Annotated in this window: 21 protein-coding genes and 1 tRNA gene; 14 read left to right on the top strand and 8 right to left on the bottom strand. The window is 68.1% G+C overall.

Going from position 1 to position 20,580, the window contains the following annotated elements; all coding sequences use genetic code 11:
• Nucleotides 1-4: 4 nt before the first annotated feature.
• From M1K48_RS08070 to M1K48_RS08080, 3 genes are read right to left on the bottom strand one after another with little or no spacing between them, the layout of a single operon-like run.
• Nucleotides 5-1,312, bottom strand: a complete 1,308-nt coding sequence (locus M1K48_RS08070) for a metal-dependent hydrolase family protein (protein ID WP_249454215.1) — start codon at nt 1,310-1,312, stop codon at nt 5-7.
• Nucleotides 1,313-1,341: 29 nt separating this feature from the next.
• Nucleotides 1,342-1,701, bottom strand: coding sequence for a ribose-phosphate pyrophosphokinase (locus M1K48_RS08075; RefSeq protein WP_249454217.1), 360 nt, complete (start codon nt 1,699-1,701; stop codon nt 1,342-1,344).
• Nucleotides 1,698-2,369, bottom strand: coding sequence for a DUF4893 domain-containing protein (locus tag M1K48_RS08080; protein WP_249454219.1), 672 nt, complete (start codon nt 2,367-2,369; stop codon nt 1,698-1,700). Before M1K48_RS08080 ends, M1K48_RS08075 begins: the two co-directional genes overlap by 4 nt.
• 71 nt (nt 2,370-2,440) lie before the next feature.
• Here M1K48_RS08080 and rarD point away from each other — a divergent pair, with 71 nt between their 5' ends.
• Both rarD and M1K48_RS08090 read left to right on the top strand, forming a co-directional pair.
• A complete protein-coding gene (gene rarD, locus M1K48_RS08085; protein WP_249454220.1) occupies nt 2,441-3,385 on the top strand; it encodes an EamA family transporter RarD in 945 nt (314 codons plus the stop codon).
• A gap of 43 nt (nt 3,386-3,428) precedes the next feature.
• Nucleotides 3,429-3,653: a hypothetical protein gene (locus M1K48_RS08090; RefSeq protein WP_249454222.1), complete on the top strand. Its 225-nt coding sequence runs from the start codon at nt 3,429-3,431 to the stop codon at nt 3,651-3,653.
• Here the strand turns inward: M1K48_RS08090 and M1K48_RS08095 are convergent.
• A complete protein-coding gene (locus tag M1K48_RS08095; protein WP_249454224.1) occupies nt 3,650-5,386 on the bottom strand; it encodes a PHA/PHB synthase family protein in 1,737 nt (578 codons plus the stop codon). The two genes, M1K48_RS08090 and M1K48_RS08095, sit on opposite strands and share 4 nt — an antisense overlap.
• Before the next feature lie 353 nt (nt 5,387-5,739).
• Here M1K48_RS08095 and M1K48_RS08100 point away from each other — a divergent pair, with 353 nt between their 5' ends.
• From M1K48_RS08100 to M1K48_RS08110, 3 genes are all read left to right on the top strand, one after another.
• Nucleotides 5,740-6,372 carry a trimeric intracellular cation channel family protein gene (locus tag M1K48_RS08100; RefSeq protein WP_249454226.1) on the top strand — a complete coding sequence of 211 codons (633 nt, stop codon included), beginning with the start codon at nt 5,740-5,742 and terminating at the stop codon, nt 6,370-6,372.
• A gap of 57 nt (nt 6,373-6,429) precedes the next feature.
• Complete coding sequence (locus tag M1K48_RS08105) at nt 6,430-7,179, top strand: DsbA family protein (RefSeq protein WP_249454227.1); 750 nt, start codon at nt 6,430-6,432, stop codon at nt 7,177-7,179.
• A 71-nt stretch (nt 7,180-7,250) separates the two neighbouring features.
• Nucleotides 7,251-8,066, top strand: a complete 816-nt coding sequence (locus tag M1K48_RS08110; RefSeq protein WP_249454229.1) for a hypothetical protein — start codon at nt 7,251-7,253, stop codon at nt 8,064-8,066.
• Nucleotides 8,067-8,078: 12 nt separating this feature from the next.
• Here M1K48_RS08110 and M1K48_RS08115 read toward each other — a convergent pair whose 3' ends face one another.
• Nucleotides 8,079-8,774 (bottom strand): type 1 glutamine amidotransferase domain-containing protein, encoded by a 696-nt coding sequence (locus M1K48_RS08115; RefSeq protein ID WP_249454230.1) that lies wholly within the window; start codon nt 8,772-8,774, stop codon nt 8,079-8,081.
• Nucleotides 8,775-8,878: 104 nt separating this feature from the next.
• Here M1K48_RS08115 and M1K48_RS08120 point away from each other — a divergent pair, with 104 nt between their 5' ends.
• Both M1K48_RS08120 and M1K48_RS08125 read left to right on the top strand, forming a co-directional pair.
• The gene (locus M1K48_RS08120) at nt 8,879-10,057 is read left to right on the top strand and encodes an LL-diaminopimelate aminotransferase (protein WP_249454232.1); all 1,179 of its coding nucleotides are present in this window, start codon (nt 8,879-8,881) and stop codon (nt 10,055-10,057) included.
• A 40-nt stretch (nt 10,058-10,097) separates the two neighbouring features.
• On the top strand, nt 10,098-10,787 hold the full coding sequence (locus M1K48_RS08125) for an META domain-containing protein (RefSeq protein WP_249454233.1): 690 nt from the start codon (nt 10,098-10,100) through the stop codon (nt 10,785-10,787).
• A 7-nt stretch (nt 10,788-10,794) separates the two neighbouring features.
• Here M1K48_RS08125 and M1K48_RS08130 read toward each other — a convergent pair whose 3' ends face one another.
• Nucleotides 10,795-11,361: a hypothetical protein gene (locus tag M1K48_RS08130; protein WP_249454234.1), complete on the bottom strand. Its 567-nt coding sequence runs from the start codon at nt 11,359-11,361 to the stop codon at nt 10,795-10,797.
• A gap of 70 nt (nt 11,362-11,431) precedes the next feature.
• On the opposite strand from M1K48_RS08130, the gene M1K48_RS08135 reads away from it, so the two are divergent.
• On the top strand, nt 11,432-11,584 hold the full coding sequence (locus M1K48_RS08135) for a DUF2256 domain-containing protein (RefSeq protein ID WP_249454236.1): 153 nt from the start codon (nt 11,432-11,434) through the stop codon (nt 11,582-11,584).
• Complete coding sequence (locus M1K48_RS08140; RefSeq protein ID WP_249454237.1) at nt 11,581-12,072, top strand: DUF2721 domain-containing protein; 492 nt, start codon at nt 11,581-11,583, stop codon at nt 12,070-12,072. The genes M1K48_RS08135 and M1K48_RS08140 overlap by 4 nt, the downstream gene beginning before the upstream one ends.
• A gap of 12 nt (nt 12,073-12,084) precedes the next feature.
• On the opposite strand, the gene M1K48_RS08145 is transcribed toward M1K48_RS08140, so the two are convergent.
• On the bottom strand, nt 12,085-12,483 hold the full coding sequence (locus M1K48_RS08145) for a hypothetical protein (RefSeq protein ID WP_249454239.1): 399 nt from the start codon (nt 12,481-12,483) through the stop codon (nt 12,085-12,087).
• Nucleotides 12,484-12,640: 157 nt separating this feature from the next.
• On the opposite strand from M1K48_RS08145, the gene glpX reads away from it, so the two are divergent.
• The 5 genes from glpX (at nt 12,641) to M1K48_RS08170 (ending at nt 17,614) form a co-directional block, all read left to right on the top strand.
• Nucleotides 12,641-13,615 (top strand): class II fructose-bisphosphatase, encoded by a 975-nt coding sequence (glpX, locus tag M1K48_RS08150; protein ID WP_249454241.1) that lies wholly within the window; start codon nt 12,641-12,643, stop codon nt 13,613-13,615.
• Nucleotides 13,616-13,678: 63 nt separating this feature from the next.
• The gene (locus tag M1K48_RS08155) at nt 13,679-14,182 is read left to right on the top strand and encodes a PH domain-containing protein (protein ID WP_249454243.1); all 504 of its coding nucleotides are present in this window, start codon (nt 13,679-13,681) and stop codon (nt 14,180-14,182) included.
• 1 nt (nt 14,183) lies between these two features.
• Nucleotides 14,184-15,728, top strand: a complete 1,545-nt coding sequence (locus M1K48_RS08160) for a PH domain-containing protein (protein ID WP_249454245.1) — start codon at nt 14,184-14,186, stop codon at nt 15,726-15,728.
• Entirely contained in the window at nt 15,725-17,473 is a 1,749-nt protein-coding gene (gene recJ / locus M1K48_RS08165; RefSeq protein ID WP_249454247.1) for a single-stranded-DNA-specific exonuclease RecJ, read from the top strand. The genes M1K48_RS08160 and recJ overlap by 4 nt, the downstream gene beginning before the upstream one ends.
• A 66-nt stretch (nt 17,474-17,539) precedes the next feature.
• Nucleotides 17,540-17,614 (top strand) — tRNA-Glu (locus M1K48_RS08170).
• A 253-nt stretch (nt 17,615-17,867) separates the two neighbouring features.
• Here the strand turns inward: M1K48_RS08170 and M1K48_RS08175 are convergent.
• Nucleotides 17,868-20,507, bottom strand: a complete 2,640-nt coding sequence (locus M1K48_RS08175; protein ID WP_249454249.1) for a M10 family metallopeptidase C-terminal domain-containing protein — start codon at nt 20,505-20,507, stop codon at nt 17,868-17,870.
• Nucleotides 20,508-20,580 lie beyond the last annotated feature (73 nt).

Consider the following 20,580-nt stretch of genomic DNA (forward strand, 5'->3'; position numbering starts at 1 on the left):
AGGCTCAGTCGGCAGCCGTCAACTGCCGCCGCCCACCCATCTTGTAGACCTGCCCCCACTTCATCACGAACCCGACATTCTCGAGCAGGCGGATGTTGGCGAGCGGATCGCCTTCCACCGCCACGATATCGGCGTCCTTGCCCGCTTCGATCGTCCCGGCCACCGCCGATACGCCCAGCAGGTCGGCGGCATTCACCGTCGCCGCCTTGATCGCATCTGCCGGGGCCATGCCGTTCCTGACCATCAGCGCGAACTCCTCCGCATTCTTGCCGTGCGGGCTGACCGCGCTGTCGGTGCCGAAGGCGATCTCCACCCCTTCGCGGATCGCGCGGGCGAAGCTCTTTTCGGCGTTGCCCTTGGCCGCCGCCGCCTTTTCAAACTGGGCCGGGGTCAGCGCGCCGCGTTCACCGTCCTTGTAGGCGGCGGCAGGGGCGAGCAGCGTCGGCACGTAATAAGCGCCGGTCTGCTTGTAGAGGCGGAAGCTCTCGTCGTTGGCGAAGGTGCCATGCTCGATCGAACTGACCCCGGCCCGCAGCGCGGCGTTGATCCCGCTGGTGCCGTGGGCATGCGCCGCGACCTTGCGGTCGAACGAGCGGGCGGTATCGACCACCGCCTTCATCTCGTCGTCGGCCATCTGCTGGTTTAGTCCGCCAGCGACATTGCTGAGCACTCCGCCGGTAGCCGCGATCTTGACCACGTCGGCGCCGTCGCGGATCTGCTCGCGGGTGGCACGGCGGCAATCGTCGACGCCGTTGCAGACGTTGGTCTGATGATCATGGCCGATCTCGGCCAGCTCGCGGTTGACGCCGTTGACCGGATCGCCGTGCCCGCCCGAGACCGAGATCATCCGCGCCGCCATGACGATGCTCGGCCCGACAAAGGCGCCGCTGTTGATCGCACCCTTGAGCGCGCGAATCGCGGGCGGGTCGCCGCCGAGGTCGCGGACGGTGGTGAAGCCGGCCGCCAGCGTCTTCTTGGCATTGGTCAGCGCGGTGTACGCCTCGTCCTCCTCGTTGCGGACCGGCGCCTGGAGCCGCGCCTGAAGCCGGTCGTCGAGGCCGCCGAGGTGGACATGGCTGTCGATCAGGCCCGGCATCACCGTGCTGCTGCGAAGATTGACGACGCGGGCGCCGGGCACGTCCGCGAAGCCGCTGCGAACTTCGACAATCTTGCGGCCCTGGATAATGATCGAGGCATTGCGCTTGGGCGTCCGGCCGGGAACGTCGATCAGCGTGCCGGAGTGAATGACAATGACGGGCTGGGTGGTCTGCGCCGCCTGGACGATGGCGGCGACTGCGATAAGCGAAAACATGATGGTCCCCCTGGAGAATTTTCCCCAGCTTAGCCCGGTGCCCGCTCCTGCCAATAGCGGAATGCCTGTTGCTGCAGCTTGTCGATCAGGCGGTGCGCCTCGGGGCCGGTCCATTCGCCGGTGAAGCGATGCTTCTCCCAACTGCCGGTCCACCAGCCCTGGCCGGGCAAGCCGTCCGACTGGCGCACCACCAGCACCGCAAGCTCGGGCTCGCCATCGGCTTCGGCCGCATCATCGACCGCCGCGAGGGTCTTGCAAAGGGCCCGCATCCTGGGGCGGCTGAACGGGTGGCCGAGCCGTCCGAGCAGATCGGAATAGGTCAGGGGATGCCCGGCGGCCGCGGCGGCGAGGAGATGCTCGCGGACCGCCGCCGGATCGGCGATGCTCACCGCTTGGGCTGGTCGGCGACCGGCGTCAGTTCGAACACCTCGAGCTTGGCGCCGGAGCGGGGATTGGGAAGCACGAGGCGCCAGCGCATCGGGCCGATCCGCTCCATGAAGCCGGCCATGTCGCGGGTCTGGTCGGCGCCATAGGGTTTGGGCCGCGCCTCGTTGCCGAGCGCGACTGTGCCGAGGAAGACCAGGCGGGTCGCGACATCATCGTCCCACAGCCGCCCCGCGGGGCGCTCGGAGCCGGTCTGCTTGACGACCGTCAGCAGGTCGTCCTCGACCTCGACGTAGCAGAAGAAGGGCTTGAACTGGACAAACGCCGGTGAACGTCGGTCGGTGCTGCCGAGGCGGACAAGGCGGCAATTGTAGCTGCCGGGCGTCGGCGCGGGGCGAGCGAGCGCAGCGTCGGGACGGAGCAGGTCGCCTTCCTCGCGGACCGCCGAAGCGTACCGGACGCGCGCGTCGCGTAGCCCGTCGGTCCAGGCGAAGGGCAAACGGCGCAGGCGATCGGTGTCGGGCGCGGTCGCGACGGTGAGCCAGCGCTCGGCCTTGCTTGGCGGCTCGGCAACCGGGGCGGGCGGCGCGGGGAGCGGTTGCGGCGTCGCCATCATGCATCCGGCCAGGATCAGCGACAGGGCAAGGATGGATCCAGGGCGCGCAATCATCATGGTCCTCCTCCCGCTAGCACAGCGGTGCAGGCGGTCCACACGGTCAAAGGGCCCAAAGGGTTAACAAATCCTTGCGACTGCGCTGCCTCGGCCCCAAGGCGCGGCGGATGGATGCTGCCCGCTCGACCCCTGCCCCCACCCTGTCCCGCGCCGGCCTCGGGCTGGGGATTGGCGCCTACACGGCTTGGGGGCTGATGCCCCTCTATTTCAAGCTGCTGCTCGGCGTGCCGGCGGTGGCGATCGTGGCGCATCGGATCGCCTGGTCGTTCCTGCTGCTGGGCGGACTGATCAGCCTGCAGCGGGCGTGGCCGGCGGTGCGGGCCGCGATGGGCGAGCCGCGGACGGTGCGGCTGCTGCTGGCGACGGCGGGGCTGATCGGGATTAACTGGCTGCTCTACGTCTATGCGGTGAATAGTGGGCACATCCTGGCCGCCAGCCTCGGCTATTATCTCAACCCGCTGGCCAACATCCTGCTTGGCCGGTTCGTGCTGGGCGAGCCGCTGAGCCGGCCGCAGTGGGTGGCGGTGGCGCTGGCCGCGGTGGGGGTGTCGATCCTGGCGGTGGGGGCGCTGTCGCACCTGTGGATCAGCCTGGCGCTGTGCGTCAGCTTCGCGCTCTACGGCCTGCTCCGCAAGGTCGCGACGGTGGACGCGACCGCGGGGCTGGGGATCGAGACCGCGCTGCTGCTGCCGGTCGCGGTCGGGTGGCTGGCGTGGGCGAGCCTGGCCACCAATATGCCGGTATGGGGCGAGAGCGGCAGCGATACCGTTCTGCTGGTGTTGGCGGGGATCGTCTCCACCGTGCCCCTTCTCCTGTTCACCGCCGCCGCCCGGCTGCTTCCTTATTCGACCCTCGGCATCCTCCAGTTCATCGCCCCGACGCTTCAATTCCTGGTCGCGGTGTTCCTGTTCGGCGAGCCGTTCACCACCGCCCAGGCCGCCGCTTTCGCCTGCATCTGGACCGCCGCCATCATCTATCTCGTCGCCGCGCTACGAAGCAGTCGACAGACGGCCTGACGCAGCACTGGAAATCGGCGGGCGGCTCCCCGACATAAGGGGTATGTTGAACCTCATCTCGCTGCTGATCGGCCTCGTCGCCCTGGTCAGCGCCGCCGTCGCCTTCATTCCCCTGCTCGGCTGGGCCAACTGGTTCATCCTGCCGCTGGCGGTCATCGGAGCCGGGATCGGCGCGCTCAGCCCCGGGTCCAAGGCCGGGCGCAACCTGTGCATCTTCGTGATCCTGGTCGGCGCGCTTCGGCTGATGCTGGGCGGCGGTATCTTCTAGCGCGTTCGGACGTAGCGGCCGGGGGCGTCCTCGATCGCTTTCAACTTGCCCTTGCCGGGCACGCGGGCTCCGGTCGCCGCGACCTTCTTGGCCGCGCGCTCGGTCAGCCAGGCGAGCCAGTCAGGCCACCAGCTGCCCTTATGCTCGGTCGCGCCCTCGATGAACGCGTCGAGGTCCCTGGGCTCGCCCTCGTTCAGCCAATACTGATATTTGCCCGCGCTCGGCGGATTGACGACGCCGGCAATGTGGCCCGAGCCCGCAAGCACGAATCGCTTGGGGCCGGGGACATGGTCCATGATCTTCCACACGCTCTGCGGCGGAGCGATATGATCCTCGCGCCCGGCCTGGATGTAAAGCGGGGTCGCGATCTTGCCGAGGTCGATCGGAGTGCCGTCGACGGTGATCCCGCCCTCCTCGACCAGCTTGTTCCCCTTGTACAAGGTCTCGAGATAGTCGCGGTGCCAGCCGGCCGGCAGGTTGGTGACGTCGCCGTTCCAGTGGAGCAGGTCGAACGGCGGCGGCTCCTTGCCCAGCAGGTAATTGTTGGTGACGTAGTTCCAGATCAGGTCGCGGCCGCGCAGCAGGTTGAAGGTCGAGGCCATCACCCGGCCATCGACGATTCCCGTATCGGCCGACAATTGCCCGAGCAGCCCCATGGTCTCGTCACCGAGGAACAGGCGGAGGTCGCCGGCCTGTTCGAAATCGACCTGCGCGGTGAAGAAGGTGGCCGAAGCGACTTTGGCCGCCTCTCCGCGCGCGGCGAGCAAGGCCAGCGTCGCGGCAAGCGTGGTGCCGGCGACGCAATAGCCGATGGTGTGGACCGACTTGACGCCAAGCAGGTCGCGAACGGTGTCGATCGCATCGACCTGCCCGCGCAGGACATAATCGTCGAGGGTGACGTCCTTGATGCTCTCGTCAGCCGACTTCCAGCTGACCATGAACAGGGTGATGCCCTGTTCGACGCACCAGCGGACGAAGCTCTTCTCCGGCGTCAGGTCGAGGATGTAGAAGCGGTTGATCCACGGCGGGAAGACGATCAGCGGTGTTTCCAGCACCTTGTCGGTCGTGGGCGTGTACTGGATCAACTGGTAGAGCGGGGTTTCGTGGATCACCTTGCCCGGCGTGGTGGCGAGGTTGCGGCCTACCTCGAAATGGCCCTTAGCGACATGGGTCATCTGCCCCGCCTTCATGTCGTCGAGCATGTGGCGCAGGCCGGTGAGGAGGTTCTCGCCCCGGCTGTCCATCGTCGCTTTCAGCACTTGCGGATTGGTCAGGGCGAAATTGGACGGGCTCATCGCATCGACGAAGCTGGCGGTGAGGAATTTCAGCCGCGCATGCGCCTCGGCATCGAGTCCCTCGGCCTCGTCAGCGGTCTTGGTCAGCTGGTCGGAAATGGCGAGGTAGGACTGGCGGATGGTGTCGAACAGCGGGTTGTCGCGCCATTCGGGGGCGGCGAAGCGCTTGTCCTTGCGGTCGGCGGCGGCGGCCATTCCGCCCAGCATCTGGCCCCAGGCTTCGAGGCCCTTGCCCCACGCCTCGGCACCGGCGGTCAGCAGCGCCATCGGATCGGGGGTGTTGGGGGGCTTGAGCCCGGGCGCGGGATCGCCCGACTTCCAGCTGTCGGCCCAGGTTTCCAGCATCATCTGCTGCGCCCGGCCCATCACCTGGGTCCAGTGCTGCCAGTCCTCGAGCGTCGGGAAGGCCGGTGCGGCGGTGTCCGATTCGGTGCTCATCGTGTCTCCCTCCGGGGCGCGCGAACCTGAACAAGGTCACAAAGGTCACTGGTGGCGGCCCGTCGAAGCAACGCTCGAACCTGAACAAGGTCACAAAGGTCACTGGCGGCGGGGGTTTGTTCGCTAGCCCTGCTTCTAGGGACCAGAACGGTCGTGGCGGAGGGCGCGAGTGTCATCGCTGCACCATGGCATGAAATCGAGGCTGTAGGACAGAGGCGGCGGCGACGGGGCCAGGTCCCTCGACTTCGCTCGGGACGAACGGTTGGGCGTCCGCGGTCCGGGCCAGGCGTTGTCGAGGGACGCAGGAGCAGGCATTGCTTCGTCGCCCGGCTCCTCGCAATGACGACGATGACATGACCCCGCCGCTGCCCATCCCTGCCCTGCCGCTGGCGATCCAGGCGATCGACCTGTTCGGGATCGCGGTGTTCGCGGTGTCGGGGGCGCTGCTCGCGGCGGAGCGGCGGCAGACGTTCGTCACCTTCCTGTTCTTCGCGGTGGTGACGGGGGTCGGCGGGGGCACGCTGCGTGACCTGCTGATCGGGGCGCCGGTGTTCTGGGTCCAGGGCAATGAGGTGCTGCTGATCTGCTTCGGCGCGGCAACCCTGGTGTGGATCGCGAGCCGGCGGTGGTTCGCGGGGTCCGCCCTGCTGTGGTTCGACGCCCTCGGCCTCGGCGCCTACGCCACCTATGGCGCGGCCAAGGCGCTGGCGTTCGGCATCGCCCCGGTCCCGGCCTTTGCGATGGGAGTACTGACCGCCTGCGCGGGCGGGATCATCCGCGACGTGCTGGCGGGCGAGCCGTCGATCCTGATGCGGCCCGAACTATATGTCACCGCCGCCGCGCTGTCGGCCGGGCTGCTGGTGGGGCTGGCGCTGCTGGGACTGACCGGCTGGGCGGCGGCGCTGACCGCGGCGCTGGCGGGCTTCGCGCTGCGCGGCTTGGCGATCGCCCGGGGATGGAGCCTTCCGGCCTATCACCACAAGTGATTGCATCGGCGGCGCAGGCTTGCGAGATACCGCGCCGCAACCTTCAGGGAGTTTCCCGTGCGCCTTCGCCCCCTCTCCCTCACCCTCCTCGCCCTGTCGATCGCAGCTTGCGGCAAGCAGGGGGCCGACTCCAATGCCGTTGGAGGCGAGGTCGCCGCCAACACGAACGCCAATGTCGCACCCCCGCCTGGCGGTGACTGGACACAAGTGGTCAGCAGCACCGGTGACGGGATCGCGATGGGCAATCCCAATGCCAAAGTGAAGCTGACCGAGATCGCCTCGCTCGGCTGCCCCTTCTGCAAGCGGTTCGAGGACGAGGGCGTGCCCGAGGTGATGAAGCTGGTGAAGGCGGGGCAGGTCCAGTGGGAATTCCGGCCGTTCATCATCCACGGCCCGGTCGACGTCGCGGCCAATCTGATCGCCCGCTGCAACGGGCCGCAGGGCTTCTTCCCGATGAGCGCGGCGCTGTATCGCGAGCAGGCAAAGTGGATGGGCCAGTTCGAGAAGGCACCGCAGGACCGCGTCGCGCGGATCCAGAACCTGCCGCCGACCGAGGCTTTTGTCGAAGCGGCCACCCTGGCCGGGCTGCAGGACGTGGCGGCGCAGAACGGACTGCCGAGCGCCAAGGCCAATCAGTGCCTGGCCGACCAGGCCGCGGTCGACCGCGAGGTCGCGGCGACCGCCAATGCCGGAAGCCAGTTCCCCGAGTTCAAGGGCACCCCGGGCTTCGCGATCAACGGCCAGTTCGTGCCGGACGCAAGCGCCTGGGCAGAAGTGAAGCCGGCGCTGGAAGCGGCTCTCCGCTAGTCGAAAAATGACGCCCTGCCCGCAGGATAAGCGGGCTGCACCGGCGGCAACCTTGGGCTAAGGGCTGGCGAATGGGCTTGGCCTATCCCCTTCCGACGCAGGACGTCGACCTTCCGGTCCGGTCTGTCCGGCGCAAGCCGCGGGGGCAGCGGCTGGCGGGGCTGTTCGCGGCGCTGGTGCTGGAGGCGCTGGTCGTGCTGGCGCTGCTGACGCTTGGGTCCGGGCGGATGGCGGAGATGGCCAAAGAGGGCGTTCCGCTCAAGACCTTCGACCTTGCCGCGCCGTCGCCCGAGCCGATGGTCGAGGTGAAGCCGCCCGAGAGCAAGGCGGTGACGAAGCAGGTGGTGGCGCAGCCTAGGGCCGCCGACCGCCCGCAGGTCCCCGCCCCCGCGACCCCGGCGCCGCAGGTTCCGGCGGCACCCGAACCGGTCCCGACTCCGCTGGTGCAGCTTAACAGCAAGGACCTCGCCTCGGCCGACCTTCGCTCGTTCCCTTCGCAGTCCAAGGCGGCGGCCGTATCGGGGCCACCGGCGCCGAGCACCGCGTCGGATACGCCGCTGGTCGACGGCAGCGGGCCGAATGGCGAGAAGCTCTACGCCGCCGCCTGGCAGCGCGAGCCGTCGGAGAGCGAATTGCGCGGCTATCTGTCGACCGCGCAGCCGGGCTGGGCGCTGATCGCCTGTCGCACCGTCGCCAACTATCGCGTCGAGGATTGCGTGTCGCTGGGCGAAAGCCGGGGCTCGCAAATGGCCCGCGCGACGCTTGCCGCGGCGTGGCAGTTCCGGGTCCGCCCACCGCGGATCGGCGGCCGACTGCAGGTCGGCGAGTGGGTGCGGATCCGGATCGACTATGGCGTCCGCCAGCGCGCGTCGTGGGAGCGCAACTGACGGACGGGTCGTTCAGGCGTCGGCGGGTTCCTTCGCCAGCGCCTCCAGCAGGGCCTCGGCAGCGGGTTCGCTCGACGGCGGGTTCTGGCCGGTGATAAGCAGGCCGTCGGTGACGACATAGGGCTTGAAGGTGCCGCCCTTGCTGTAGTCGCCGCCAAGCCGCTTCAGTTCGTCCTCGAGAAGGAAGGGCACGACTTGCGTGAGGCCGACCGCTTCCTCTTCCTCGTTGGTGAAGCCGGTCACCTTGCGGCCCTTGACCAGCGGGCTGCCGTCGGGGGCGGTGACGTTCTTGAGCACGGCGGGGGCGTGGCAGACGAGGGCGACGGGCTTGCCGTCGGCAAGGGTCTGTTCGATCAGCGCCTTGCTGTCGGCGTCGGTGGCGAGGTCCCACAGCGGGCCGTGGCCACCGGGGTAGAAGACGGCGTCGAAGTCATCCGACTTCACGTCAGACAGCTTGCTCGTCGAAGCGAGATCGGACTGCGCTTCCTTGTCGGCCTTGAAGCGGCGGGTGGCGTCGGTCTGGGCGTCTTCCTCGTCGCTCTTGGGATCGAGCGGGGGCTGGCCGCCCTTGGGGCTGGCGAGGGTGATGGCGTGGCCGGCGTCCTTCAGCACGTAATAAGGCGCGGCGAATTCCTCCAGCCAGAAGCCGGTCTTCTTGCCGGTGTCGCCCAGCTGGTCGTGGCTGGTGAGGACCATCAGGATGTTCATGGCGCCGTGTCTCCGCTTCGCGTTTCGTTTTGCTACGAACAGCGATGGCGGGCCGAGGTTCCGAGGCCGCTTGCCGCGGTGCAGCAAAACCGTACACTCGCCCCATGCACACCGACTTCTACCGCATCGAGCGGCTGCCGCCCTACGTCTTCGCCGAAGTGAACGGGATGCGTGCGGCGATGCGGGCGGAGGGGCGCGACGTGATCGACCTCGGGATGGGCAATCCCGACAGCCCGCCCCCGGCGCATGTCGTCGCCAAGCTGGCGGAAGTGGCGGCCAAGCCCGATGCGCATGGCTATTCGGCGTCGAAGGGGATCCCGGGGCTAAGGAAAGCGCAGGCGGCTTATTACCAGCGGCGGTTCGGGGTGGAGGTCGATCCCGACAGCGAGGTGATCGTCACTCTGGGCTCGAAGGAGGGGCTGGCCAACCTCGCGCAGGCGATCACCGCGCCGGGTGACGTGATCCTGGCGCCCAATCCGTCCTATCCGATCCACAGCTTCGGCTTCATCATCGCCGGGGCGGCGATTCGCTCGATCCCCGCCGCGCCGGGGGAGGAGTTCTTCGAGCGGCTGCGGATGGCGATGCGCTACACCGTGCCGCGGCCCAAGGTGCTGGTGATCGGCTATCCGAGCAACCCGACCGCCTATGTCGCGGATGTGGCGTTTTACGAGAAACTGGTCGCCTTCGCGCGTGAGCATGGGATCTGGATCATCTCCGACCTCGCTTATGCCGAGATCTATTTCGGCGACACGCCGACCCCGTCGATCCTGGCGGTAGAGGGGGCGAAGGAGGTGGCGATCGAGTTCACGTCGATGAGCAAGACCTATTCGATGGCCGGGTGGCGGATCGGGTTCGCGGTCGGCAACCGTGAACTGATCGCGGCGCTGACGCGGGTGAAGTCGTACCTCGATTATGGCGCGTTCACGCCGGTCCAGGCGGCGGCGGTGGCGGCGCTGAACGGGCCGCAGGACTGCATCGCCGAGACTCGCGCGCTCTACAAGAAACGGCGCGACGTGCTGGTCGAGAGCTTTGGCCGGGCCGGGTGGGATATTCCGGTGCCGCAGGCGAGCATGTTCGCCTGGGCCCCGATCCCCGACGCGTTCCAGGCGCTCGGCAGCATGGAATTCTCCAAGCGGCTGCTGGCCGAGGCGGGGGTGGCGGTGGCGCCGGGGGTCGGCTTCGGCGAGGAGGGCGAGGGCTTCGTCCGGATCGCGCTGGTCGAGAACGAGCAACGGCTGCGGCAGGCGGCACGAGGCGTGAAGAAGCTGCTCAAGTCGGGCTGACCGACCCTTTCGCGCCCCCGTGCGTTGACGGGGGATGAGAATGACCAGCCTTGCCCCCGCCCCGCTTGCGGCCGCCATCGTCCTGCTCGGCGGATGCGCCACCACCGGTCCCGTCGGCGGACCGGGGATCGACCCGTTGCTTGCCCGCGGCGAGCAGCCGGGCTGGCAGCTGACGGTGACGCCGGCACGGATCGTCTTCGCCACCGACGACAACAGCCTGGTGGTCGATGAGCCGAACACGGGCGGCATGGTGCCGAAGAACGGTCGCCTGACCGGGCAGCGGATCCAGGTCGAGACGAGGACCCAGCCCTGCGCGCTCACCTCGGCCAATTATGCGCAGACGGTGCGGGTGACGGTCGACGGGCAGGTCCGCAGCGGATGCGGCGGCGACCAGTCGCGCGGGCTGAGCCTTGGCGCCGGGACCTGGACGGTACTGTCGGTCAACAACCGCCCGACCCCGCTGGACCGCCCGTTCACTGCGCAGTTCGAGCGCGGACGGCTGAGCCTGCAGCTTGGCTGCAACCGGCTGAACGCGCCTTATGCGCTGGCCGGACGGGTGCTGAGCACTGGGACGGTGGCCAAGACCCGCATGGCCTGCACCGATCCGAGCTTCGAGGAAGCGGCGGAAAAGGCGCTGGCCCTGCCGTTCGACGTCGAGGCGATCGGGAGCGAGCAGCTGGTGCTGCGCAACCCGCTTGGCACGCTCAACCTTGCGCGCACCCGCAGCTGAGGGCGGCCTAGAAGATCAGGTAGCCCGCGACGTAGCGCCCGACCAGCGCGGTCAGGACGACCGTCGCCCAGCGCCGGCTGCGGACGATCATCGCGGCGACCAGCAGCACCGCCAGCAGCGAGGTCATGACGAGCGAGGCGGGCGCCAGCAGCCGCGGCAGGATCGCCGGGACCGAGGCGTAGAAGATCATCTGCACCACCAGCAGCACGAACAGGATGCCGAGCACGATCCAGCGGATGCGGAAGAAATGGTCGTCGAGGTCGGTGAGCTGGGCGAGGTCGCGGGGAAACACCAGCCGCGCCGCCAGATAATAAGCGCTGGCGAAGGCGGTCACCAGCATCAGGCTTTCGCCGGACACCCGGACCAGCGAGCGAACGCCCCAGGCGGCGTTCCAGAAGGACAGGAGGTCGAGCAGGACGAAGGCGGCGAGCAACGGGCAGAGCCAGCCGATCCGTAGCGTGGGGCGGGACTGCAGCCGCTCCTCGATGCTTCGGGCAAGCCCGCTCAGCACTTCGGCGATCGAAAGGCCGAGCATCAGCCCGTAGAGGGCGAACAGAAATTCGAAGTCGTTCATGATCAGGGCGGATCATGTCCGGCGCCCGGCGGTTTGACTAGAGCCACCGCCGGCTTCAGGACGTGAACCCATGCCGCGGATGCGCAAGAAGTCCGATCTGCCGACCAAGCTGTGCGCCGCCTGCGGGCTGCCGTTCGCGTGGCGGAAGAAATGGGAACGGGACTGGGATCAGGTGAAATTTTGTTCGGACCGGTGCCGCTCGGCAGGAGCGCCCAAGGCATGACCCTTCCGGTCACCCCCGACGATGCCTCGGCCGTGGCGCGGATCATCGGCCAGGCGGTGGCGCCGGTGTTCCTGCTGGCGGGCATCGGCGCGTTCCTCAACACGCTGACCGGGCGGCTGGCGCGGATCGTCGACCGCGGCCGCGCGATCGAACCGCTGCTGCTGGAAAGCGTCGGAATCGAGCATGAGCGGCTGGTGCGCGAAATCAACACCGTCGACCGGCGAATGCGGCTGATGAGCAGTGCAATCACCTCCACGGTGACGAGCGCAGTACTGGTCTGCGCGGTGGTGGTGCTGCTGTTCGCCGCGGCGCTGATCGACCTTCATGCCGGCAACGCCATCGCCCTGCTGTTCATCGCCGCGATGGTGACGCTGGCGGCGGGCTTCTTCATCTTCCTGATCGAAACCCGCGTGGCCGCGCGGGCGATCCGGGTCCGGCCGGCGCTGCTGACCCACGAGGTGGACGAGGCAACGGGCGATGAAGGCTAGCCCGGGCGCAGCTCAGTCCGGCCGGGGAACCTCCGCGCCGGCGGTGGACCATTCCTCCACCTGGCCATTGCGGCGCAGCCCGGCGCGGAAGGCGTGGCCTTCGGGATCGAGCACCAGCCAGGCGTCGGGCGCCTCCGCCACCATATATTTGCCGCGACGGGTCAGCGGCCCGGCCGCCATCATCGCATTGCGATAGGCCTTGGCCGAGGCACCCAGCCTGGCGTTGAGATCGACGCTGATCGTGCTGGTGTCGATGAGGCCGCTTTCGGACGGGCGCCGGCCGACCATTCCGTCGAGCGCTGTCCAGTCGCCCGGCGCTTCCGCCATCTGGTTGAGCGAAGGGGTGACGGAATTATCGGCCCATTTGTCCTCGCCCGAGCAGGCCGATAGGGAAACGACGAGGAGGAGCATGGGGAGGCGGTGCATGCGGCGACAACGCCGGGAGAGACGAATTCGCTGCCGACTTTGTTGAGGCGGCGGAACAAGCCCTTCACGCCGGTGCTTTGTTGATCGAGTCGCCGACCGCCGGTAGGGCGTGGTCGAAGGCGAACAGGAGGAACACCGCACCGTGATTCAGGCATCCAACATTCTCGACCGCGTCCTTGTCCTCGAGATGGTGCGGGTGACCGAAGCGGCCGCAATCGCCGCCTCGACCCTGATCGGGCGCGGCGACGAAAAGGCAGCGGACGCGGCGGCGGTCGAAGCGATGCGCGCGGCGCTGAACGAGCTGCCGATGGACGGCACGGTGGTGATCGGCGAAGGCGAGCGCGACGAGGCGCCGATGCTGTTCATCGGCGAAAAGGTCGGTTCGGAGCAGGGCACGGGCCCCAAGATCGACATCGCGCTCGACCCGCTGGAAGGCACCACCATCACCGCCAAGGCCGGGCCCAACGCGCTGGCGGTGCTGGCGATCGCCGAGGCGGGCTGCCTGCTGAACGCCCCCGACGTCTATATGGAGAAACTAGCGATCGGGCCGGGCTATGCCCCCGGGCTGGTCGGCCTTGATCGCTCTGCGACCGAGAATGTCACCGCGCTGGCCAAGGCCAAGGGCGTGTCGCCGAACGAGATCATCGCCTGCGTCCTCGATCGCCCGCGCCATGCGCAGGTGATCGCCGAACTGCGCAGCATAGGTTGCGGGATCATGCTGATCCCCGACGGCGACGTCGCGGGCGTGATCGCGACCACCAATCCCGACACCACGGTCGACATCTACATGGGCTCGGGCGGGGCGCCGGAAGGCGTGCTGGCGGCCGCGGCCCTGCGCTGCGTCGGCGGGCAGATCGAAGGGCGGCTATTGTTCCGCAACGACGACGAGCGCGGGCGGGCCCATCGCTGGGGGATCGAGGACCTCGACCGGATCTACCGGCTGGAGGACATGGCCAAGGGCGATTGCATCTTCGCCGCCACCGGGGTCACCGACGGGTCGCTGCTGAAGGGCGTCAAGCGCCGCCGCGACTTCATCTCCACCGAGAGCATCGTCATGCGCGCGTCGAGCGGCACGGTGCGGCGGATCGCGGGCGAGCATCGCAGAACCCACGCTTGAAGCCGGGCCCCGCTGCTGTATCATGCAGCTATGACAGTGAGTGCGGGCGGGGCTGAACAATCGATGATCGAAACGGCGAAGACGGAGGCCCCGGCGAGGCCTGACGGCCTGCAGCCGGTCGAGCGCTCCTACCAGCAGGTGATCCGGGTCCGCACCCTGCTCGCCTGGCTGCCGGTGGTGATCGGGGCGGTGGTGCTGGACCGGCTGGTCCTGGCCCACACGCCAGTCGGCGGGCTGCTCCTGGTGGCGGCGCCGCTGCTGGCGCTGCTGACCGCCGTCACCGCTCCGCCGCGGATCTGGGGGCGGCTCGGCTATGCGCTGGAGCCGGCGATGCTGCGGGTGGTGCGCGGGTGGCTGTTCCACATCGACACGCTGGTGCCGCTGGTCCGGGTCCAGCACCTCGACGTCGCGCGCGGGCCGCTCGACAAGATGTTCGGCACCGCGACGCTGGCGATCCACACGGCCGGCACCCACAACAGCATCGTCAGCCTGCCCGGCTTGTCGCCGGCCCGCGCGGCAGAATTGGCGGCGGCCATCCGCACCCACATCAAGGCGGATCTCGACTGACGTGAGCGAGGCTGCGCTGACCGCCGACGAGGCGCCGCCCGAGCGGCTGCACCCGCTCGCCCTGTTGAGCGGGATCGGTCGGGCGGTGCGCAACGTCGTCGGCGGGATCGCGGCCGGCGGCTTCGTTGCGGCCCAGGGGCGGATCGGGGTCGCCCTGATGATCTTCGCAGGAATCGCGGTGGTCACCCTGGGCGGGCTGTTCCTGCACTGGCGGCGCTTCTCCTTCCGGGTCGGCAGCGACGCCATCCGCATCGACAGCGGGATCCTCAGCCGCAACCAGCGCACCATTCCCTTTGACCGGGTCGCCGACGTCAGCATCGCCCAAGGGCCGGCCCAGCGAGTGTTCGGGATCGCCCGGGTTACGATGGAGACCGGCGGGTCGGGCGCGGGCAAGGAGGAAGGGGTGCTGGACGGCATCGCCCTCCACCGCGCCGAGGCATTGCGCGAGCATGTCAGGACCATGCGGCTGGGGACGGGCGGCGTCGCTGTCGAGGCGGCCCCGACCGACGCCGCCGCCGTCAGTGACGAGGCCCCTCCCCTGTTCGCGATGGACCTGCGGCGGCTGTTGACGCTCGGGCTGTTCAACTTCAGCCTGGCGATCTTCGCCGGCCTGTTCGGCGCCAGCCAGACCGTCGGCGACGCCCTCAACATCGACCCGTTCGAGCGGCGGTTCTGGCGGCCGATCCTCGAGCAGAGCGGGCTTGGCGGCTGGCTGCTTGCCCATCGCATCGGCCTTGCCGTTGCGGGAGTATTGGTGCTGGTGCTGGCGGGAATGGCCACCGGGGTCGTGCGGACGGTGCTGCGCGACTTCGGCTTCCGGCTCGACCGCACCGGCAATGGCTTTCGCCGCCGCCGCGGCCTTCTCACCAGGACCGACGTGTCATTGCCCGCGCGGCGGATCCAGGCCGGGCTGATCGCCACGGGACCGGTGCGCGACCGCTTCGGATGGCGCGCCTTCAAGGTGCTGAGCCTGGCCGGGGAAGGCGGGCAGCCGGGCAAGGAAGGCCGCGACGATCATGTCCTGGCGCCGCTCGCCACCGATGCCGAGATCGCCCCGATCGCCGACGCCATCCGCCTGTCGCTGCCGCGGGAGGACACGCCGTGGCAGCGGGTGTCGCACGGCCATCTGACCAGTTTCCTGGCGGTGGCCGGGTCGTACATCCTGCTGGGCGCGGTGGCGGGACTGCTGTTCCTTGCCGCGCTGAATGCTCCCGCGGCTCCCTATGCAGGTCCACCTGCGATCGCCGTCGCTGTCTTCCTCCTGCTCGGCCTGCTGCGCTGGTTCGAGTGGCGGCACACCGCCTATGCGCTGGAGGATGGCCGCCTGCTCGTCCGCACCGGCTGGTGGAGCCGGCGAACCCTGCTCATCCCGCTCCGCAACGTGCAGAGCGTGACGCTCAAGGAAAGCAGCCTGTCGCGCCGGTTCGGGATCGCCAGCCTTGCGGTGGATATCGCCGGAGGCCGCTCGGGCGGGCAGATTCTCCCGTCATTACCGCGAGATCAGGCGAGTCTTCTGCATCGGGAACTGCTATCGGCGCAGCCATGAACGCGCTTGGAGTTACACGGTCGCTGTCGGGTCAGGCCTGGCGCTGGCGGCGGCCGCAGTCGGAAGAGAAACTGGGGACCGCCCTGCTCGACGAGCTGCTGCTCGGCCGCGGGGTGAGCCCGCACGAGCTCGACCGCTATCGCAATCCGACCCTGCGCGACCTGCTGCCCAATCCCAGCCAGTTCCGCGACATGGACGCGGCGGCGGAGCGCATCGCCGATGCGGTCCAGGCGCACGAAACCGTCGCGATCTTCGGCGACTATGACGTCGACGGCGCGACCAGCAGCGCGCTGCTGGTGCTGCTGCTGCGCCAGCTCGGGATCGAGGCACTGGTCCACATCCCCGACCGCCAGGCGGAGGGCTACGGCCCCAACCTGCCTGCATTGCTGGCCCTCAAGGCCCGCGGGGCGAGCCTGATCGTCACCGTCGACTGCGGCGCGCAGGCGTTTGAGCCACTGGCCGGCGCGCGTGAGGCCGGGCTCGACGTGGTGGTGGTCGACCATCACCAGTGCGCTGCCGCGCTTCCGTTGTGCCACGCGCTGGTTAATCCCAACCGGCTGGACGAGGGCGAGACCGGGCTGTCGCACGGCCATGTCGCGGCGGTCGGAATGGCCTTCCTGCTCGGCGTCGCGCTGGTCCGCACCCTGCGCGGCCGGGGGTTCTTCGACGCCCGGCCCGAGCCGAAGCTGATCGAACTGCTCGACCTCGTCGCGCTCGGCACGGTGGCCGACGTCGCCAAGCTGCACGGCCTCAATCGGGCGTTCGTGACCCAGGGGCTGAAGGTGATGGCTGGCCGCCGCAACATCGGCCTGCTGGCGCTGGCGGAAGCGGCGCGGCTGACCAAGCCGCCGACCTGCCGCGACCTCGGCTTCGCCCTGGGGCCGCGAATCAATGCGGGCGGGCGGGTCGGGCGCGCAGATCTTGGCGTCCGGCTGCTGACCACCACCGACCCCGAGGAAGCGCGCGCCATCGCCGGCGAGCTCGACCGGTTGAACGAGGAGCGGCGCGGGATCGAGCAGGTCGTGCTCGACGAGGCGATGGCGCAGGCGCTTGCGCGGGAAGGCGATCCGGTCGTCACCGTCGCCGCCGAGGGCTGGCACCCGGGCGTGATCGGCATCGTCGCCGGACGCATCAAGGAACGGTTCGGCAAGCCGGCCTTCGTGATCGCGGTCGGCGAGGACGGGATCGGCAAGGGCTCGGGCCGGTCGATCGGCGGCGTCGACCTTGGCGCGGCGGTGCTGGCCGCGCGGGAAGAGGGCCATGCCGCGGGCGGCGGCGGCCATGCGATGGCGGCGGGCGTGACCCTGGCGCCGGGCAGCGTCCCCGCCTTCCGCGACTATCTCAGCGGCCGGCTGGCGGAGGATGTGGCAAAGGCCACCGCCAATCGCGCGCTGGTGCTCGACACCATGTGCGCGCCGCGCGGCATCGGCGGGAGCCTGTGCGATTCGCTCGACCAGGCGGGGCCCTACGGAGTCGGCTGGCCGCAGCCACGGGTCGCGGCTGGCGAAGCGCGGCTGCTGCGGGTCGGAGTGGTTGGTAACGGCCACGTCCGCGGCATCGCCAGCGGGGCGGATGGCGCCAGCTTCAAGTGGATCGCCTTTCGCGCCGCCGACACGCCGCTTGGGGCGGCCCTGTTGGCGATGCCGGGTGACACCAAATTGTGGCTCGCAGGCACGGTCCACCGCGACACCTGGAACGGCGGCGAGGCGGCCGAACTCCACCTCGAGGATGCGGCGCTCGCCTGACCCAAATCCCTGGTCCGTGTGACTTGACCCCCCGCCCACCTTCGCCTAGCAGCGGCCCGCCCAGACGGCCCCTTCGTCTAATGGTTAGGACACTGCCCTTTCACGGCAGCGATACGGGTTCGAATCCCGTAGGGGTCACCACCTTCCGATCTGGTCAGCTCCCAAGCTCTAAAGCCCCCGTGTCGATCGGCGCAGCCCGAATGCCCGTGTTCGGGATGAGCGCTCCTGCGTTACCCGCCAGCCGGCGCAGGCCTTGCCTGGCTTCCTCTTCCCGCGCGGACGCTCCGCGCCTGCTGCCCCAGGCTCATGCAAAAAAGCCCCGCTGGCGATCACCAGCGGGGCCCCTTGCGCCGTCCGGGCGGCAGGATCTGACTCCGGCCGCCCCCGGGGCTACTCAGGCGAGGTAGGTGGTCGCCAGCCAGGAACTGCCGAGCAACTGGACGTCGGCGCCTGCTGAATCGACCCGTGACGAATACTGACTGCCAAAGTCGAAATCGTCCGCATCCACCTTGGCCGTATTGAGCAGGATGATCGCGAAGTCGGCCGGGCCGCCGTTGGTGTTGCCGTACACCACCGTCACCGGACCGGCGATGTCGCTGGCGCCCGGATTGCCGTCGATGTCGAACCCGAGTGCGTTCTCGGCACCATTGACGCTGGTGTAGGTCTTGTAGGTGATATCCCCAGCGTTCTTGTTGGCGGCCGTGCCCTTGAAGCTGAAGAACGTGCTCAGCCCGCCGAGGTCGATCACGTCGTCGCCGAGCGCATCGAAATCGGTGATGATGTCGACCGACATCGTACCGGTCTTCAGCGCGACCTTGGTCGTTCCGACTTCCGCCACGAAGCTGTCGTTGCCGCCGCCCAGCGTCACCACGTCGAGACCGTTACCCCCCGCGATGCGGTTGGCGTTGGCATCGCCGATGATCCGATCGGCGAAGCCCGAGCCGATGACATTCTCGATATTGCGCAGGGTGTCATTGCCTTCGCCGGTGGCCGTGCCTGCAAGGAGGTTGGCAATGATGCCCTGCGTGGCCCCGGAGAAGACCGCGGTATCGACACCTTCTTCGCCGTCCAGGACGTCGTCGCCGGCGCCGCCGACGAGCAGGTCGTTCCCGGCGCGTCCCAGCAGCGTATCGTTGCCGGCATTGCCGGTAAGAACGTTGCCCACGGCATTGCCGAGCAGCATGTCATTGCCGCTGCCGCCGGTGGCATTTTCGATCACCACGCCGTTGGCGATGGTGAAGCCGCCCTTGATCGTGCGAACGAACGACAGCACGCCGCCCCCGGTCGGGGAATAGTCGAGCGTCGCCGCCAGCAGATCGATCGTGGCGTTCTTTGCGCCGGTGTAGGCAATCGTATCGATGCCACCCGTGTCGTAGATGGTCTCGTAATAGGTGCCCACACCCTGGGTGTCATCGAGCGTGTAGGTGGTGTCGCCGGTCGCATAGTCCGGGCGAACATTATACTTCTTCTGGAGCATGGCGATGTCGAACGCACTGAGCGTTCCCGACCAGCCATTGCTGATGCCGCTGATCGTGAAGGGCGATGGCCCGTCGGGATGCTTCTGCCAGGCGTCATTGTAGGACATGACGGTGTAGACGCCCTGGTTGAGATCGAACACGCCGAGCGTGCCGGTCGCCGAACTGACCCCGGCAAGGATTTCCGATCCGCCACCACGATCGTGCGGATGGGCGAGGCCATGGCCGTGGCCCATTTCATGCAGGATCACGGCATAGGAGTAGCCGCCCTTGGTCAGGCTGACCTGATTGCCGGGAAGATCCTGGGTCGATACGCCGGCTTTGTCCCAGCCGCCGCTGTTGACGTTATAGGCCGAAACGCCTTCCTGCGTTCCGTAGGCGGGATCCTGCGGATACATGTAGGCGCCGTAGGTTACGCCCGCACCGGCAGTCGTGATCAGCCGGAACTCGGCTTCGGCGGAGACCGTGGTGATCTCGTAGGTGATGCCGAGGATCTTGGTGAATTCCTTCAGCGCATCCATCACCGCGGCTTTTTCGGTATCGTTCCAGCCGTAGGAAGTGATCGGATTGGCGCCGGTCCGCTCGCCGAAAGTCTCCCCCGCAGCCGCGAAATAGACCTTTGCCGTGCGGACGCCGTTGATGACGGTCGTGTCGATGATGTCCGAAGACTTCCAGTCGATCGCGTCGAGCGGATTGAGTTCGGCGAGGGACTTCGCGACCACATCGATCGTGTAGCCGCCGGTCGCTTCGGGCCCGGGGTCGTTGGCGAAGTTGGTGAGCGGCTCGGCACGCAGATAGTAGGTACCGGCTTGCGCGACGAAGAAGGAGATGGTGGTCTCCCCGCTCGAGTTGACGCTCAGGCCGACCTGCGTCGCGCCCGCGGCATTGTACAGCGCCAGCACGCCGACGCTTTCACCCGGACCACGCGCATCGCCTGCAAAGAGGCCGCCGTTGTAGGTGAAGGAGTAGAGCGTGTTGGCGTTGAGCTGGATGGAGTAGAAGTCGACGTCGTTCGCCTGTTCGAGATATTCGTAGTTGGTACCGACAGTGATCGAACGGCCGGACGTCGCGATGGTGCTTCCCGCATCGTGCCCGGCCTGCGGGCTCCATTGCGCGATCGAATAGGAACCATTGTCCTGATAGTCAGGCGCCGTCGGATCGGCCTGGTACCAGGAGGTCGCATTCAGATAGTAGGTGCCGCTGACCGTCGCGGTGTAGGTGATCTGCGACGAGGCACCAAGGCCGCCATCATCGTCTTCGGCAAGGACCGTGGTGCCGTCCGCAGCGAGAAGCCTCAGGTAGGGATCGCGTATTCCGTTGGATCCAGCCGGACGATAGGCCCAGCTGTATGTCTGTCCGGCGACCAGATCGACCTGGATCCTGTCGCCGGCATCCTCATTGTCGAGCGTCCCGGTAATCGTTCCGCCATTGGCGTGACTGGCAACTTCGCTGGATGGCGAACCATCACCGTCTTCCAGATGGCTCAGGTCGACATACTTGCCGTAGAGACCGCCAACGATCTGACCATTTTCGTCAAACTCGACATAAGGTGAAGCCATCCGGAGAATTCCCTGTTTTGCTGGGCTGAAGCATCGTGGACTCGCGTTTCGAGTTACGATCCCACGCGAAGAA

This window comes from Sphingomonas glaciei (assembly GCF_023380025.1).
Taxonomy (GTDB): Bacteria; Pseudomonadota; Alphaproteobacteria; order Sphingomonadales; family Sphingomonadaceae; genus Sphingomicrobium; species Sphingomicrobium glaciei.

Excerpts from the sequence above, each read along its gene's own strand:
- M1K48_RS08070 (WP_249454215.1), bottom strand. The coding sequence starts at position 1,312 with ATGTTTTCGCTTATCGCAGTCGCCGCCATCGTCCAGGCGGCGCAGACC.
- M1K48_RS08080 (WP_249454219.1), bottom strand. The coding sequence starts at position 2,369 with ATGATGATTGCGCGCCCTGGATCCATCCTTGCCCTGTCGCTGATCCTG.
- M1K48_RS08090 (WP_249454222.1), top strand. The coding sequence starts at position 3,429 with ATGTTGAACCTCATCTCGCTGCTGATCGGCCTCGTCGCCCTGGTCAGC.
- M1K48_RS08095 (WP_249454224.1), bottom strand. The coding sequence starts at position 5,386 with ATGAGCACCGAATCGGACACCGCCGCACCGGCCTTCCCGACGCTCGAG.
- M1K48_RS08100 (WP_249454226.1), top strand. The coding sequence starts at position 5,740 with ATGACCCCGCCGCTGCCCATCCCTGCCCTGCCGCTGGCGATCCAGGCG.
- M1K48_RS08110 (WP_249454229.1), top strand. The coding sequence starts at position 7,251 with ATGGGCTTGGCCTATCCCCTTCCGACGCAGGACGTCGACCTTCCGGTC.
- M1K48_RS08115 (WP_249454230.1), bottom strand. The coding sequence starts at position 8,774 with ATGAACATCCTGATGGTCCTCACCAGCCACGACCAGCTGGGCGACACC.
- M1K48_RS08120 (WP_249454232.1), top strand. The coding sequence starts at position 8,879 with ATGCACACCGACTTCTACCGCATCGAGCGGCTGCCGCCCTACGTCTTC.
- M1K48_RS08125 (WP_249454233.1), top strand. The coding sequence starts at position 10,098 with ATGACCAGCCTTGCCCCCGCCCCGCTTGCGGCCGCCATCGTCCTGCTC.
- M1K48_RS08130 (WP_249454234.1), bottom strand. The coding sequence starts at position 11,361 with ATGAACGACTTCGAATTTCTGTTCGCCCTCTACGGGCTGATGCTCGGC.
- M1K48_RS08135 (WP_249454236.1), top strand. The coding sequence starts at position 11,432 with ATGCCGCGGATGCGCAAGAAGTCCGATCTGCCGACCAAGCTGTGCGCC.
- M1K48_RS08140 (WP_249454237.1), top strand. The coding sequence starts at position 11,581 with ATGACCCTTCCGGTCACCCCCGACGATGCCTCGGCCGTGGCGCGGATC.
- M1K48_RS08145 (WP_249454239.1), bottom strand. The coding sequence starts at position 12,483 with ATGCTCCTCCTCGTCGTTTCCCTATCGGCCTGCTCGGGCGAGGACAAA.
- M1K48_RS08155 (WP_249454243.1), top strand. The coding sequence starts at position 13,679 with ATGATCGAAACGGCGAAGACGGAGGCCCCGGCGAGGCCTGACGGCCTG.
- recJ (WP_249454247.1), top strand. The coding sequence starts at position 15,725 with ATGAACGCGCTTGGAGTTACACGGTCGCTGTCGGGTCAGGCCTGGCGC.
- M1K48_RS08175 (WP_249454249.1), bottom strand. The coding sequence starts at position 20,507 with ATGGCTTCACCTTATGTCGAGTTTGACGAAAATGGTCAGATCGTTGGC.